This window comes from Elioraea sp., assembly GCF_022842375.1.
GTDB lineage: Bacteria > Pseudomonadota > Alphaproteobacteria > Acetobacterales > Acetobacteraceae > Elioraea_A.
Genome location: NZ_JALHPR010000002.1, coordinates 255,595 through 269,997, shown reverse-complemented (window position 1 = coordinate 269,997; position 14,403 = coordinate 255,595). Strand labels below are relative to the sequence as shown.

General features: G+C 70.6%; 10 protein-coding genes. All 10 read left to right on the top strand.

Annotated features, from left to right (window positions below; genetic code table 11):
- The first annotated feature begins 47 nt into the window (after positions 1–47).
- The 10 genes from Q0C38_RS03100 to Q0C38_RS03055 are packed head-to-tail and all read left to right on the top strand — an operon-like array spanning position 48 to position 14,397.
- Positions 48–2,207 (top strand): glycosyltransferase, encoded by a 2,160-nt coding sequence (locus Q0C38_RS03100; protein ID WP_291295589.1) that lies wholly within the window; start codon positions 48–50, stop codon positions 2,205–2,207.
- Positions 2,204–2,995, top strand: a complete 792-nt coding sequence (locus tag Q0C38_RS03095) for a class I SAM-dependent methyltransferase (protein ID WP_291295588.1) — start codon at positions 2,204–2,206, stop codon at positions 2,993–2,995. The genes Q0C38_RS03100 and Q0C38_RS03095 overlap by 4 nt, the downstream gene beginning before the upstream one ends.
- A 6-nt stretch (positions 2,996–3,001) precedes the next feature.
- Complete coding sequence (locus tag Q0C38_RS03090; RefSeq protein ID WP_291295587.1) at positions 3,002–4,264, top strand: glycosyltransferase family 4 protein; 1,263 nt, start codon at positions 3,002–3,004, stop codon at positions 4,262–4,264.
- Positions 4,261–6,444 carry a hypothetical protein gene (locus tag Q0C38_RS03085; protein WP_291295586.1) on the top strand — a complete coding sequence of 728 codons (2,184 nt, stop codon included), beginning with the start codon at positions 4,261–4,263 and terminating at the stop codon, positions 6,442–6,444. Before Q0C38_RS03090 ends, Q0C38_RS03085 begins: the two co-directional genes overlap by 4 nt.
- Complete coding sequence (locus tag Q0C38_RS03080) at positions 6,444–7,844, top strand: glycosyltransferase family 4 protein (RefSeq protein ID WP_291295585.1); 1,401 nt, start codon at positions 6,444–6,446, stop codon at positions 7,842–7,844. The genes Q0C38_RS03085 and Q0C38_RS03080 overlap by 1 nt, the downstream gene beginning before the upstream one ends.
- A complete protein-coding gene (locus Q0C38_RS03075; protein WP_291295584.1) occupies positions 7,841–9,016 on the top strand; it encodes a polysaccharide pyruvyl transferase family protein in 1,176 nt (391 codons plus the stop codon). The genes Q0C38_RS03080 and Q0C38_RS03075 overlap by 4 nt, the downstream gene beginning before the upstream one ends.
- Complete coding sequence (locus Q0C38_RS03070; protein ID WP_291295583.1) at positions 9,013–9,699, top strand: hypothetical protein; 687 nt, start codon at positions 9,013–9,015, stop codon at positions 9,697–9,699. Before Q0C38_RS03075 ends, Q0C38_RS03070 begins: the two co-directional genes overlap by 4 nt.
- An 8-nt stretch (positions 9,700–9,707) precedes the next feature.
- Entirely contained in the window at positions 9,708–11,414 is a 1,707-nt protein-coding gene (locus Q0C38_RS03065) for a type I secretion system permease/ATPase (RefSeq protein WP_291295582.1), read from the top strand.
- Positions 11,411–13,081 (top strand): type I secretion system permease/ATPase, encoded by a 1,671-nt coding sequence (locus Q0C38_RS03060; RefSeq protein WP_291295581.1) that lies wholly within the window; start codon positions 11,411–11,413, stop codon positions 13,079–13,081. Before Q0C38_RS03065 ends, Q0C38_RS03060 begins: the two co-directional genes overlap by 4 nt.
- Positions 13,078–14,397 carry an HlyD family type I secretion periplasmic adaptor subunit gene (locus Q0C38_RS03055; RefSeq protein ID WP_291295580.1) on the top strand — a complete coding sequence of 440 codons (1,320 nt, stop codon included), beginning with the start codon at positions 13,078–13,080 and terminating at the stop codon, positions 14,395–14,397. The genes Q0C38_RS03060 and Q0C38_RS03055 overlap by 4 nt, the downstream gene beginning before the upstream one ends.
- Positions 14,398–14,403: the final 6 nt, after the last annotated feature.

The window sequence follows — 14,403 nt, the reverse complement described above, 5'->3', positions numbered from 1 at the left end:
GTCCCCCCGAGGGGAGGGTGCGTGGCCCGCCGAACGCAGGAGCTCGCATGCTGAACCGTCTGCCCGATGCCAGAGCCGCTGCGCTGCGTGGTGCCTGGATCGCGCCTGACGTGGCGCTCGTCGTGTGGGATGGCGCGATCTGGCCGGGTGCGTTCCGTCCGCGCCTCGGCCGCACACTGCTTGGCGCGCCGCTGCTCTGCATCCGCCTGGCCGATGGCGGCGAACGCATCGGCCTTCTGCGCGTCCGCCGCGGCACGCCCGCGACGGCAACGCTCTCGATCGGCGACCCACCAGGCGGTGCGCCCTCGCTCTCCCTGTCGGCTCTCGCGGAAGATGGCGTGGGCCTCGTCGACACGCTCGCGCCCGCCGCACGGGTGCGGCTGTTGACGCTGCTGCTCGATGCCGGCCTCGGCCTGTTCCGTATCGTGCCTGGCCAGCGCTTCCTCGATCTCGTGGCGATGCTCGCGCGTGACGGAGCGGCCGATGCGCCGCACGCCGTGCCGATCGCCACCGGCCCGTTCGGCCTTCGGCTGCTGCGCGCCGAGGGACCGGCGCCGTCGCCCGGCGCGATCTCGATCATCGGTTCCGCTCGCGTGCAGCGCATCGCGGCCGCGGGCGCATCGACGGTCTTTCTCCTTGCGGAAGCGCCCGCTGCCGGCGAGACCGTCTGCGGTGGCGGCGACGCGCCTTGGCTGCGGCGGATCGCGCCGCCGGAGGGCGACCTGCCTGCCTTGCTCGACGTGATCGCTGGCGGCGGGCCTGCTGCGGCTGCACTCGCCACGCTGCTTCCGGCAGCGATCGGCCAGCGCGCGGCAAGCGATCCGCAGGCGGCAGATCTCCTCCGCGTTGCCTCGCTGCTCTCACCCGCGCGGCCAAGGAGCCGGAGCGACGCGACGCGCCCCGTCACGGCCGCACTCGAGCTTGCCCTCCCCGATGGCGAGGGTGGGCTTTTCCTGCGCGGCTGGCTGCGCGATCCCCACCGCCTCGTCGCCGGCTTCAGCCTCGCGGCGGGTGCCGAGGTGCGGCCGGTCGCAGCAGAGGCGCTGCACCGTTTCCCGCGCCGTGATCTCGGTGAGCGCTTCCGTCGCGCCGTTCATGCGCCCGGCGAGGGGGCCGAGGGCTTTGTTGCGCACATCGCCGCAGCACCGCGCAGCTTCGCGCAGCCCGAGCTCGTCATCGGCCTTTCCGGTGGCGGCACGATGCGGCTGACGCCAGGGTTGCGCACCCTCGGACCGGCAGCGTCGCGCGATGCGGTGCTCGCCTCCGTCCGCCCCGAGCATGCGAGCGTGACGGTTCTCGAAACCTGCCTCGGCCCTGCCGCGTCGCGGATGCAGCGCGCGCATCTCGCCGGCCCGCGCACGCCGCATGTCATTCGCCTCGGCCGCATGCCGGCACGGCCCGAGGTGACGGTGCTGGTGCCGCTCTACCGCAACCTCTCCTTCCTCCGCGCCCAGGTCGCTGCGTTCGCGGCCGACGCGGACTGGGCGAAGGCAGAGACGATCTTCGTTCTCGACAACCCCGAACAGGCAGCGGAGGCGGAGCACCTGCTCCGAGGCCTCCACATCATGCACGGGTTGCCGCTCATCCTCGTGGTGCTGCCGCGCAACCTCGGCTATGCGGGTGCGAACAATGTCGGGGCCGGCTTTGCGGCAGGGCGGATGCTGCTGCTGCTGAACAGCGACGTGATCCCCGACCGGCCCGGCTGGCTGCTGAAGCTCGCGGCGGCGGCGCGGAAGCCGGGTGCGGCGGGCCCGAAGCTCCTGTTCGATGATGGATCGATCCAGCACGCGGGCCTCACCTTTGCGCGTGATATCGATGGGCTCTGGTACAACCGGCACTACTTCAAGGGCATGCCGCGCCACCATGCGCCCGCCTGCGTGCCGCACCGCGTTCCGGGCGTGACGGGGGCGGCGCTGATGGTGCGCCGCGCACTGTTCGATGCGGTCGATGGGCTGACGGAGGACTATGTCGTCGGCGACTACGAGGACAGCGACCTCTGCCTGAAGCTGCGCCGCGCCGGGGCCGACATCGTTTACGAGCCCGCCGTCGAGCTCTGGCATTTCGAGCGGCGGTCGATCGGCCTGCATGCCGGCTACACCGGCACGCTCGCCTCTCTCTACAACCGCCGCCTCCATGCCGCGCGCTGGGGTGAGGCGATCGCGGCGTTGACGCGCCGCTTCGACGAGCGGAAGGGAGCGCGGCGATGAGCGCTCGTCACGATGAGGCGGGGCTCGACACGCTCGCCGCGGTGCTTGCGGGCAACCGCTTCATGCCGGTTCCGCCGCCGGAGCTCATGCTCTGCGGCGATGGCGATTTCCGCGCGATCGGGGCCGAGTTCCTCCAGCATTTCGTTCGCCGCGGCGGGCTCACGCCTGAGGATCGCGTGCTCGATGTCGGCTGTGGCGTGGGCCGCATGGCGCTGCCGCTCACGCAGTACCTCACGACCGGCAGCTATCACGGCATCGACGTGATCGCGCCTGCAATTGCCTGGTGCTCGGCTGCGATCACGCCCGTCTATCCCGCCTTCACCTTCGCGCATCTCGATGTCGCGCACCCGCTGTACCACCCGATCGGAACGATTGTTCCCGAGGCGGTCACGCTGCCGGTGGACGATGCGTCGGCGGATTTCATCGCGCTCGTCTCGGTGTTGACGCATCTTGATGAAGCATCGATCGCCCGCTACGCAGTCGAGATCGCGCGCGTGCTGGCACCTGGCGGGCGTTGCTTCGCCACTGCCTTCCTGCTGAACGGCCCGTCGCGTGCGGCGATCGCCGGTGGTGGCGCGCGCCCCGCCTTTCCCGACGATCCGGGGGCGAGCGTGCTCTTCGCCGATCCTGAGGCACCGCTCGCGGCGATCGCGTTCGATGAGGACCTGCTGCTGTCGCACTTCGTCGCGGCAGGCCTCCGGCGCCGGCGCCCTGCAGCCTATGGCGGCTGGAGCGGGCGCGAACATGGCATCGGGTTCCAGGACATCTGCATCTTCGAGCACGGGTGAGCGGCGATGAACATTCTCGTCCTTTGCCATGGTCATCCCGCCCTTCAGGCCGGCGGAACCGAGATCGCCGCGCACGCGCTGTTCCGTGCCATGCGGAACGAGGGCCATCAGGGCCTGTTTGTCGCCGGTGTCAGTGGCCTGCATCGTCCGGCAAGCCCGGGAACGCCGTTCCAGGCCATCGGCGATGCGGCCGACGAGGTGCTGATGCGCACCGAGGCGTTCGATCGTTTCTTCCTGTCGCAGACAGACCTGCACGGCATCGGTCTCGAATTCGCGCGATTGCTGGAGGAGCAGCGCCCCGACATCGTTCACATCCACCATCCTCTTCTGATCGGTGTCGAGACGATCCACCTGATCCGACGCATCCTGCCCGCTGCGCGCATCGTGATGACGCTGCATGACTACTACGCCATCTGTGCGCATGAGGGGCTGATGCGCACGACCGATGGTCGGCTCTGCCATGGCGCCTCGCCCGATGCGTGCCGCCGCTGCCTTCCCGATCGCAGCGCGACGGACTTCAGGCTGCGCGAGCTGCATCTTCGCGCGATGTACCGGCTGGTCGACCACTTCGTCGCGCCGAGCCGCTTCCTCGCAGACCGCTACGTCGCCTGGGGCCTTCCCGCGGAGGCGATCACGGTGCTGCCGAACGGGTTGGCCGAGTCTGCGCCGGCAGCGCACCGGAAGGCTGCGCGGCGGCGCGACAGGTTCGCGTTCTTCGGCCACATCAACGCCTTCAAGGGTGCCACGGTGGCACTCGGTGCCTCCGCGCTTCTCTCGCGTGAGGGCGTGACGCACAGCCTCGCACTGCACGGCGGCAGCGACTACCAGACGGAAGCCTTCATGACCCGTTTTGCAGTCCTCCTCGAGGCCGCCCCCGATGCGCGCCACACGGGCGGCTACGGCCCCGCGGCGATGCCCAGCCTGATTGCGGAGGCGGACTGGGTGGTGATGCCCTCTGTCTGGTGGGAGAACGCGCCGCTCGTCATCCAGGAGGCGTTCCAGCATGGCCGCCCGGTCATCGCGTCCGGCATCGGCGGCATGGCCGAGATGGTACGCGATGGCATCGACGGGCTTCTCGTGCCGCCGGACGATCCCGCCGCACTCGCTGCCGCGATGCGGCGTGCGGCGGCCGAGCCTGGGCTCTGGAAGCGGCTTGTCGGCGGCATCCGCAAGCCGGTCACCATTGCCGCGGCAGCGCGCTCACATCTCGCACTCTATCGCAAGCTCATGGCGGGATCGATGGCAGCACGACAGGGGAGGGCGGCATGAGCAGGGTCGTTTCCTTTGCGGATCGGGCGCGGCAGCCGGAGCAGGGCGGCATCGTTGCGGCGACGATGCTCGGCAAGGGGGCTGCGCTCGTTCTCGGCTGGCATCGTGACAGGCTGCCGCGCCGTGGCGTCGCCTCCGGCGGCGATGGCGAGGCGCGCGGGCCATTCCGCCTGACGGCGTGGGCGCATGAGGAGCCTGGCCTCTGCTGGTTCGTCGCCGCGATCCAGCTTCATGGTGCGCTGCCATCCCCTGGCGCTCTCGTCACGCTGCACGCCCAGGGCATGCCTGACCGCCTCCTCTCGACGTGGCCAGCTGAGCTGATCGGGGCGCGCGAACTCACCGAGGAGGTCGCGAGACGCGCGACGGCACGGCCCGGTGATGTCGCGCTGTTCCTCGCCGAGCTGGTGGAGCAGGCACCGCGCGGCACCGTGCTTCGCGGCATCCTGCGCCGGTTCCTTGGCTCGGTCGCGGTCGCGGACGGTGCGGTCGAGATCGCCGGGCGGCACGGAACGATGCTCATCCTCCAGGGATGGGGAACGGCCGAGCCTGGTGCGCAGGCGGTGTTTGCCGAAGGGCCCGTGGTGCGTGTGCCGATCGCTCTTGCCACGTTCGCGCGGCCTGACATCGCGCTGCCGGCGACAGGTCTCGTCGAGGCCCTGATGCTGTCGGAGCCCTGGCAAGGCGGGGTGCCGCAGAGCCTGCACGTGATCGCCGATGGGCGCATCAGGCGCCGGTCTCTCGTCGCCGCGCCACAACTGCTCGGCTCGCTCGAGACGGCGGCGCACCTGGCAGAGATGATGAAGCGGCTCGACGCCGACCCGGAGGCGCTTGCCTCGCTCGGCCGTGCCGCGCGCCCGCCGTATGAGGGGCACGAGACGCTCTCGCGCGCTGCCGCTCCACTCTCGGCCGCGCTTGATCTCTGCGCTTGTATCCCTGGTGTCGGCGTCTACGTCGCCGGGTGGCTCCTCGATCCGCGCGCTGCGGTCGCTGGCGTCACGCTCTGCGGCGAGGGTGGCTTCGCCGCGCGGCTCGATGACGTATGGACGCGGGTCGCGCGGCCTGACGTCGTCGCTGGCGTGAGCGGCGACTGTCGTTTCGCTGCGATCGCTGGAGATGCGCACGGCTTCGCCGCGTTCGTGTCCTGCGCGCTGCCGGACCGGTCCGATGGGCTGCACCTCGCATTCGAGATCTCTGGCGGTGGCGTGGCCTACCTGCCGGTGCAGGTCGCTCCCGGGGGGGCACGGGCGCTGATGCAGCGGATCGCCGCGTCGATCGACCTGCACAAGCCAACGGGGCTCTCCGTGGTCGAGGCACAGCTCTCGCCACTGCTCGCCACCGCTGCGATGTGCGAGGCCGGGACGGAAGCGACGATCCTTCGCGCGCCACGCGCATCGCGCACCGCGCTCATCCTGCCGCTGCCCGAGCCGGAGGCGCCACCGGCGGCGATGCTCTCGCCATTCCTGAACGACCCACCGGTCCCTGGCGAGGAGGAGCTCGTGCTCGTTCTTGGCCCCGCCTGGCGAGGGCCGGCGCTCACCGAGCTCCTGGCCGTGATCGACCTCTGCGGTCTCTCGCCTGCGATCATGATTGCCGAGGAGCGGATCTCCATCGCCGAGGCGTGGGAAATCGGTGCGGCAGCGACACGGGCACCGCTGCTGCTGTGCCTTCCCGGCACAGGACTGGCGGCGGCCACGGGGTGGCGACAGGCACTTGTCGCCGCCCTGCCGGAGGGGGGAGAGAATGATCCACGCGTGATCGTGCCGACGCTTCTGTACGAGGATGGCTCTGTACGCAGCACCGGCTTCGATCAGCTGATCGCGTCGGATGCGCCACCCTATCTCCGCCTCCGCCGACCCCATGCCGGGATGCCGCAAGCAGCGATTCCCGCGGGAGATCGGGCGGACGGTGCGATGCGCCGCGGTGCGGTTCTCGCCGGCGCGCTGGTGACGCGCGAGGCGCATCGCCGCGGCGGGGGCTTCGCGCGCTTCGGGCTGCGCACGCCGGCGCAGGAAACCGGCTTCTTCCTTCGCCTCGCCGATGCCGGCGGCATCTGCTCGTGGCATGGCGACATTGCCGTCGTGGCACCTGAGGCGAAGGAGCGCGGGCCTGCATGGCACGACGCGGCACGGCTCGCGGAAGGCCATGCGCTCAGGGCGCTCTGGGGCGGGGCAGGGAGGTGATGAAGATGCGCGTTCTCGTCGTTTCGCATGGCCATCCGGCTTTCTCCATCGGCGGTGCGGAGGTGGCCTCGCATGCCCTGTTCCGCGGCCTCGATGCGATGGAGGGGGTTGAGGCGCACTACCTCGCGCGCACCGGTTCTCCCGTTGCGCGACACGAGGAAACGCCGCTGATGAGCCTGCGGCAGGGGCCGCGCGAGACCTTCGTCCATCTCGATGCGTATGATCATCGCTGGATCTCCTCGCGTGCGATCGGCGAGCTTGCCGGCCCCGTGGCGGATTGGTTGCGTGATCTCAACCCCGATGTCGTCCACTTCCATCACCTGATCGGCTTCGGTGCCGAGATGCTTGCCCTCGTGCGCCGCGTGCTGCCGCAGGCAGCGATCATCGTCACCTTCCACGAGTATCTGTCGATCTGTCTCAACCACGGCCAGATGGTGAAGACCGGCCACCACCGCCTCTGTTCGCGCGCGAGCCCCGCCGAGTGCAGTGCCTGCTTCCCGGAATGGACGCCGGAGGGCGTGCACTTGCGCGAACGGTTCCTCAAGGATCACCTGCTGCTCGCCGATGCCTTCGTGTCGCCGAGCCGTTTCCTCGCCGAGCGTCACGTCGCGTGGGGCCTGCCGGAGGAACGGTTCGCGGTGATCGAGAACGGGCTTGCGCCGAGCCCGTCCGCCCCACCGCGCGCGCTTGCCGAGGGCGGGCGCCGCGGACGCTTCGGCTTCTTCGGCCAGGTGACGGAGTTCAAGGGCCTTGCCGTGCTGCTCGATGCCATCGCGCGCGTGCCCGACAGCGTCTGGGGCGACGATGCGGCCCTGATGGTGTTCGGCGGCAACCTCGAGAACCAGCCTGAGGCGTTCCGCACCCGGTTCGAGGCGCTGATGCAGGCGGCCGGCAGGCGCGCGCGGTTCTTCGGCGCGTACCGGAGTGACGAGCTGCCGCGGCTCATGGGCTCGGTCGACTGGGTGGTGATGCCGTCGATCTGGTGGGAGAACAGCCCCGTGGTGATCCAGGAGACGTTCCACCACCGCCGCCCGCTGATCGTGAGCGACATCGGCGGCATGGCCGAGAAGGTGCGCGACGGCATCGACGGCCTGCATTTCCGCACCGGCTCGGCCGAGGACCTCGCTGACAAGCTCGCCCGCGCGATGACGGAGCCTGGCTTGTGGCAGCGCCTGGTGGACGCGGCACCCACGCCAATCGATGCCGCCGGCTGCGCCGAGACGCATCTCGCGCTCTATCACCGCGCCCTTGCAGCACGTCGCGGCGCGAACACGCCAGCGTCCACGATCGAGAAACCAGCAACGAAACGGCCCCGCGTTCAGGCTTCTTCAGCACTCCCGGTCCAGGGTCATGGGCCGCGTGCGCGTGCGGGTGCGCAGCGAAGGGAGGTCATGCGATGAAGCGTATCCTGGTCATCAGCCCCTCGGGTGAGGTCTACGACCATGACTGCGTGCGATGGTACGACCACACGAACGTGCAGGCGAGCCTGCACCACTACCACAACATCGGTGACGCCTTCGTGTTCGACAGCTCGCTCAAGCTGCTGAACTTCTCGAAGCTCGAGCCGCTGAAGATCCGCCAGCCGACGGATGCCGACATCGACCGCTACAACGCCGAGTACGACTACGCGTTCCTGCGCGGTTCGAACTACATCCACCCGACGATGGACTGGGAGAATGCGCCGCGCGTGCTGTCGCGGCTCAAGATCCCGGTGATCGCCTTCGGCATCGGCGCGCAGGCGCCGAAGAAGGGCGCGCTGCAGCTCTCGGAAGCCACCAAGCGCGTGCTCGCGCTGATCGCCGAACGCTCGGCCTCGCTCGGTGTGCGCGGCACCTACACGGCCGATGTGCTGTGGCAGCTCGGCATCCGCAACACCCGCATCATCGGCTGCCCGACCGTATTCCGCCGCAACGACCCGACGCTGCGGATCGATCTGCCGCCGCTCGACAAGGTTCGCTCGGCCGTGTTCACGCTGCGCCGCGAGGTTGGCGGCGACTATGCGCAGGACCTGCCCCGCTATCTCGGCCTGCAGCGCGACACGATCCTCGACCTCGCGCAGCGCTTCGACCTGAACGTGATGGCGCAGGGCGAGATCGAGGAGAAGAAGATCCTTTGGGGAACGGCCGCGCAGCGCGAGGAAGGGCTCGCCACGCTCCGGCACGAGGGCTGGCTTCGCGGCGAGGGCGACCCGATGGAGAAGATGTACGACGGCCGCCTCTTCTACTCGGATGTCGTGGCCGAGATCGAGAAATTCGTCTCCGCGCGTGACCTCGTTCTCGGCTATCGCCTGCACGGCAACCTGATGGCGCTCGCCAATCGCGTGCCCTCGGTCTACTTCACCTATGACAGCCGTACGGTCGAGTTCGCCGAGACACTGTCGATCCCCTCGTTCGACGTGTTCGGTGCCAAGACCTTCCGCCTCGAGGACTACTGGGACCAGGCGCTGTTCGAGCGGTTCAACCGCGCGTACTACCAGCGCTATCGCGACATGCGCCTGTTCCTCGACGAGAACGGCGTCTCGCACAAGATGGTCGACGAGGCCGCAGCGCAGCCGCGCCAGCAGGTGGCATGACCGAGGCCGCGCACGCCATCGAAAGGGCGGGGGAAAGCACCCCCTCCGCCCGTCCCGCGCCGGTCGGCTTCGTCGAGGCGCGCACGCACGACCGCATCCTTGGCTGGGCGTGGGACCCGGGACGGCCGGAGGCGCGGCTTGGCATCGCGCTGGTGGATGGCGAGCGTATCGTCGCGCGCACCGTGGCTGATCAGGGCCGTGACGACCTCGCGCGCAACGGCATCGGCGATGGCGCGCATGCCTTCGGCTTCCTGCTCGATGACGGCCTCCGCTCGCGGGCCGCCACGCTCGATGTCGCCGTGATGGGCGAGGAGGGCGCGCTCATCCGTCTGCCCTCTGCGCAAGCCGAGCCTGCCGCCGTGCCGATCCAGCAGATGCAGCGTGGCCTTGCCGCCCTCGCGGCGGGGCAACGCGCCCTGCTCAAGGCCGTGCAGGCGCCGCCCGCCGATCGCGGCGCGGAGCTCGCCGACGCGCTTGCCGCAATCGCCGAACAGCAGCAGCGCATCGAGCGGGCGGTGGGCACGCTCGAAGTGTTCGTCGCCAGGCTCGATGAGCGGCTTGCAGCACTCGCGTCCGCAGCGCCGCGGCCGGCAGCGCGGGGCGGTGGGTTTGTCGCCGCGGCGATCATCGGTGCCCTCGGTCTCGCAGCACTCGGCTGGGCGCTCGCGCCGGCGTTCGTCTGAGTGCGCCGGTGACGGCGCATCACGGCCTCGGGCGGGGAGTGACGGCGGCGGGCGGCGTGGTGCCGCTGCTGCTCGGCCTGAACCTTGGCCAGGCGCTGTTCGGCCTCGCCCTGCCTGCCTTCCTCATGGGTGTGTTCGACCGCGTATTGGCGACGCGCAGCGAGATGACGCTCGCCTGGTTGTTCGCCGGTCTCGCCGTGGCGCTCGTCGCACTTGCGTTGATCGAGGGGCTGCGCGGCCTGGCGCTGCAGCTCGCGGGCACGCGGCTCGGGCATGCGGTGGCCAATGCTGCGTTCGATGCATCCTCACGCCTCGGTGGTGCGGTGCAGCCGCTCAGGGATGTTGAGACCCTGCGTGGCTTTGCCGTCTCTCCCGCTGCCGGCGCGCTGCTCGACATCCTCTGGGCACCGCTGTTTCTGCTCGTGCTTGCAGCCCTCGCACCCGTGTTCGCCCTCTACGCGATCGTGGCCGCTGCCCTGCTGCTCGCGCTCAACCTCGGCCTCGCTCGATCGGGGCGCAGCGGCTTCATGGCCGCGAACGCTGCATCAGCGGAGAGCGTGGTGGAGATCGGCGCCGCGGTGCGAGGTGCCGAGGCGGTGGTCGGGCTCGGCATGCTCGGCGCCCTGATCGCGCGCTGGCAGGGAAGGCAGCGCCATGCGCTTGGTCTCGTTGCGCGCGCCGTCGCGGCTGCAAAGCGGGCCGACGGTGCAGCACGCACGGTGCGGCTCGCGGCGGGTGCCGGGATGGTCGCCCTCGGGGCCGTGCTGGTGATCCAGGGCAGCATCACGCCGGGCGCGATGATCGCCGCCAACCTCATCCTCGCGCGGACGCTTCTGCCGTTCGAGAACGCCGCCTCCGCCGCACGGCAGTTCGCCGATGCCACCGCCGCGTGGCGCAGGCTCGACCAGGCGCTCGGCCTGCCGCAGGAGCGGCGCGACCGGAGCGCGCTGCCCCGTCCCGCAGCGCGGCTTGTCGCCGATCGGCTTGTGGCGATCCCGGACGGCGCTGACAGGCCCGTGCTGCGCGGCGTGTCGTTCTCGCTCGGCGCCGGCGAGGTGCTTGGCGTCATTGGCCCGTCGGCCGCGGGGAAGTCGACGCTGCTTCGCCTCGTCATGGGCATGGCAGCGCCCACCGCCGGCAGCGTGACGCTCGACGGCTACGGCACCGCGCTCTGGGACAGGGGCGACCTCGCGCGCCATGTGGGCTTCCTGCCCCAGCACCTCGCACTGGCCGACGCGACGATCGCCGAGACGATCGCGCGCCTCGCCGTGCCAGATCATGCCGCCGTGATCAGGGCAGCGAAGCTGGCCGGGCTGCACGAGGCGATCGCGGCACTTCCGTTCGGCTACGCGACGCCGCTCGCCGCCTTTAGCCTCGTGCTGTCAGGCGGCCAGCGCCAGCGCCTTGGCCTCGCCCGCGCGCTCTACGGCGATCCCGTGCTGGTGGTGCTCGACGAGCCTGATGCGGCACTCGACGCCGACGGCGAGGCAGCGCTGTCGGGAGCGATCGCAGCCCTCCGCGCACGCGGCGCGATGGTGGTGTTGACGAGCCATCGCCGCGGCGTGATCGAGAGCGCCGACAAGCTGCTGGTGCTGAAGCAGGGGCTGGTCGACCGGTACGGCGAGCGGACGGCCGTGCTGGCCGAGCTCGGGCAGCCACCGGTCCGCCTCGTGGCCGCCCCGCCGGCGCGGTCGGCCATCGGTGCCGCGGCATGACTCCGCCGCTTGCGCGCGCCCGTGCGGCCCTCGCGCTCGGCCTCGCCACGACGGCTGTGCTCACGCTCGGCATCAACGCGGGCGTTCTCGTCGTGCCGCTCTACGACATGCATCTGTTCGATCGTGTGCTGACCAGCCGCAGCCTCGACACCCTACTGCTGCTCAGCGTGATCTGCATCGTCGGGCTCCTGCTCTACGGGACTCTCGTCACGATCCGCGGCCTTGTGCTTGCCGCGATCGGTGACCGCGTTGCCGATGCACTGTCGAGCCCCGCTGCCGCCGCCGGCATCAGGCGCGCGGTGACCGGCGATGGACGCGCCGCCGGCCGAGCGATCGCCGATGTGCAGGAGATCCGCCTCTTCTTCGGCGGTGGCGCTGCTGCCGCGCCATTCGACCTGCTGTGCGCGCCCCTGCTGCTCGGGGTGATCGCGCTGCTGCATCCTCTCCTCGGCTGGTACGCGCTCGGTGCGGCTTTGATCATGCTCGCACTCGCGGTCGCGACCGATGCGCTGGCAGAGCCACCGCTCGCGGATGCGCAGCGGCGCATGGACAATGCGCTCCACGATGCCGCCTCGCTGCTGCGTGATCCCGTGCTGCGCGAGGGGCTCGGCATGGAGCGGGCGATCGCGCGGCGGTGGGGGGCGAACCACAGGGGCGCGCTGGCCTCGCTCGATCGCGCGTCGTTGCGGGGCGAGGGGCTCGTTTCGCTCTCACGATTCCTGCGCGCACTGTTGCAGGGCGGCATGCTCGCCTTCGCCGCACTGTTGATACTTCGCAACGAAGCAACCCCCGGCGTTCTCGTCGGCGCCAACCTGCTGCTCGCGCTGCTGCTTGCGCCGCTTGACCAGGTGCTGTCGCAGTGGCGCACGATCGCCATGGCGAGGCTCGCGTGGCGCAGGCTCACGGCCCTCCTTGCTGGCGAGAGCCATCCCGTGCACGCGCCTGCCTGCTCCACCGATGCAGGCCTGGTCCTCGCGCGTGCAGGTTTCACGCCGCCGGATGCGCAGCGGCCCGTGCTCGCGGATGTCTCGCTCACCATCCCTCCCGGTACGATGGTTGTCGTGACGGGGCCGAACGGTGCTGGCAAATCGACACTCGCGCGGCTTGCTGCCGGCATCCTCGCGCCGACGGAGGGGGCGGTGTCCATCGGCGGCCTTGCCGCGGCGGATGCCGGGGCATCGGGGATGGTCGGCTACCTGCCGCAGCGGCCACAGATCCTCGAGGGAACCGTCGCCGAGAACATCGCCCGGTTCGCTGAGGCTGACCCGGAGGCGATCGTCACCGCGGCGCAGCGCGCGGGGCTGCACGGCGTGATCGGGCGTCTCCCGCATGGCTACGCGACGGAGGTTGGACCGGAGAGCCCCGCACTGTCCGGCGGCGAGCGGCAGCGCCTGGCGCTGGCGCGCGCGCTGTTCGGCGCCCCGAGGCTGCTCGTGCTCGATGAGCCTGACGCGAGCCTCGACCATGCCGGCGAGGCCGTGCTCGTCGAAGTGATCGAGGCAGCGCGGCAATCGGGCGCGGCGATCCTGGCAGTCACGCATCGTCGCGCGATGGTCGCGATCGCCGACAGCGTGCTTCGGATCGAAAGCGGGACGATTGTGCCGGTGCGCCGTACAGCTGCGGATGACGGCGTGGCCATGGCCCAAACGGCGGGGGACGGAGCATGACTGCGATCACCCATGACGAGGCGCCAGCCCACGGCCCCTCACTGCGGCGGCTCGCACTTGCCGGGCTGGCAACGATGGCACTCGGCTTCGGCGGGCTTGGCGCCTGGGCGGCGGTGGCCAGGCTCGAGAGCGCTGTGCCGGCCTCCGGCACGCTCGTGGTGCAGAGCAAGCGCAAGACCGTCAGCCTCCTCGAAAGCGGTATCCTGCGCGAGCTTCTCGTCGCCGAAGGCAGCAGCGTCGCCGGCGGGCAGCCCCTGCTTCGCCTCGATGACAGCCAGGCGCGGGCGATGGTCGCGCAGGCGCGCGCGCGCCAGGTCGGTGCCGAGGCGCGCGTGGCCCGGCTTGCCGCCGAGCTCGATGAGCGCGACGCCTTCGTGATGCCACAGCGGCTGGGCGCGATGGCAGCCGACGACACGATCGCGCCCCTGCTCGCCGCGGAGAAGGCACTGTTCGAGGCGCGGGGCGAGAGTTTCCGCGGCGCGGTCGCCGTGCAGCAACGGCGCACGGCACAGCTCGAGCAGCAGATTGCGGCGTTGAGGGCGCAGGGGTCCGCGCATACCGCACGGCTCGGCCTGATCAGGCAGGAACTTCGCGGGGTGAATGACCTGCTCTCGCGCGGCTTTGCCACCCGCACGCGCGCGCTCGAGCTCCAGCGCGCCGAGGCGCAGCTGGTCGGGGAGATCGGTGAGCTCGAGGCGCGGGCGGCGGAAGCCGGCCAAGCGATCGCGCAAGCGGAGCATGAGATGTTGAATTTGCGCACCACGCGCCGCAACGAGTCAGCACGCGAGATGCAGGATGCCGTGGCGCAGGTCGCGGAGGGCCGCGCGCGACTCGCCGCGGCGGAGGACATCCTCTCACGCACCATCGTTCTCGCCCCCGAGGCCGGGGTGGTGACGGATCTGCGTTTCTTCACCGCGGGCAGCAGCATCGGCGCGGGGCAGCCGGTTCTCGACATCGTGCCGTCCGACGATACGTTGCTTGTCGAGGCAGCGATCAACCCAGGTGACATCGAGCGCATCGCCCCTGGGTCGCGCGTCAATGTGAGGCTCACGGGATTCTCGCACCGGCGTGTGCCGCCGCTGCCTGGACACCTCGTCTATGTCGGTGCCGATCGCCAGGTGAACAGCCGCGGCGACACCTTCTTCCTGCTGCGCGCCACACTTGATCCGGGTGCGCTCGCTGCGCTGCCGGAGGGGGTGTCGCTGTCGCCGGGCATGCCGGCCGATGTGCTCGTGATCGGGGCGGAGCGGAGCGCGCTCGACTATCTGCTGAGCCCGATCCTCGACAGCATGCGCCGGGCGATGCGCGAGGAGTAGGCCGGC

What these genes read in the sequence shown, in the direction of transcription:
- Q0C38_RS03100 (WP_291295589.1), top strand. Translation starts at nt 48, where the DNA reads ATGCTGAACCGTCTGCCCGATGCCAGAGCCGCTGCGCTGCGTGGTGCC.
- Q0C38_RS03095 (WP_291295588.1), top strand. Translation starts at nt 2,204, where the DNA reads ATGAGCGCTCGTCACGATGAGGCGGGGCTCGACACGCTCGCCGCGGTG.
- Q0C38_RS03090 (WP_291295587.1), top strand. Translation starts at nt 3,002, where the DNA reads ATGAACATTCTCGTCCTTTGCCATGGTCATCCCGCCCTTCAGGCCGGC.
- Q0C38_RS03085 (WP_291295586.1), top strand. Translation starts at nt 4,261, where the DNA reads ATGAGCAGGGTCGTTTCCTTTGCGGATCGGGCGCGGCAGCCGGAGCAG.
- Q0C38_RS03080 (WP_291295585.1), top strand. Translation starts at nt 6,444, where the DNA reads ATGAAGATGCGCGTTCTCGTCGTTTCGCATGGCCATCCGGCTTTCTCC.
- Q0C38_RS03075 (WP_291295584.1), top strand. Translation starts at nt 7,841, where the DNA reads ATGAAGCGTATCCTGGTCATCAGCCCCTCGGGTGAGGTCTACGACCAT.
- Q0C38_RS03070 (WP_291295583.1), top strand. Translation starts at nt 9,013, where the DNA reads ATGACCGAGGCCGCGCACGCCATCGAAAGGGCGGGGGAAAGCACCCCC.
- Q0C38_RS03060 (WP_291295581.1), top strand. Translation starts at nt 11,411, where the DNA reads ATGACTCCGCCGCTTGCGCGCGCCCGTGCGGCCCTCGCGCTCGGCCTC.
- Q0C38_RS03055 (WP_291295580.1), top strand. Translation starts at nt 13,078, where the DNA reads ATGACTGCGATCACCCATGACGAGGCGCCAGCCCACGGCCCCTCACTG.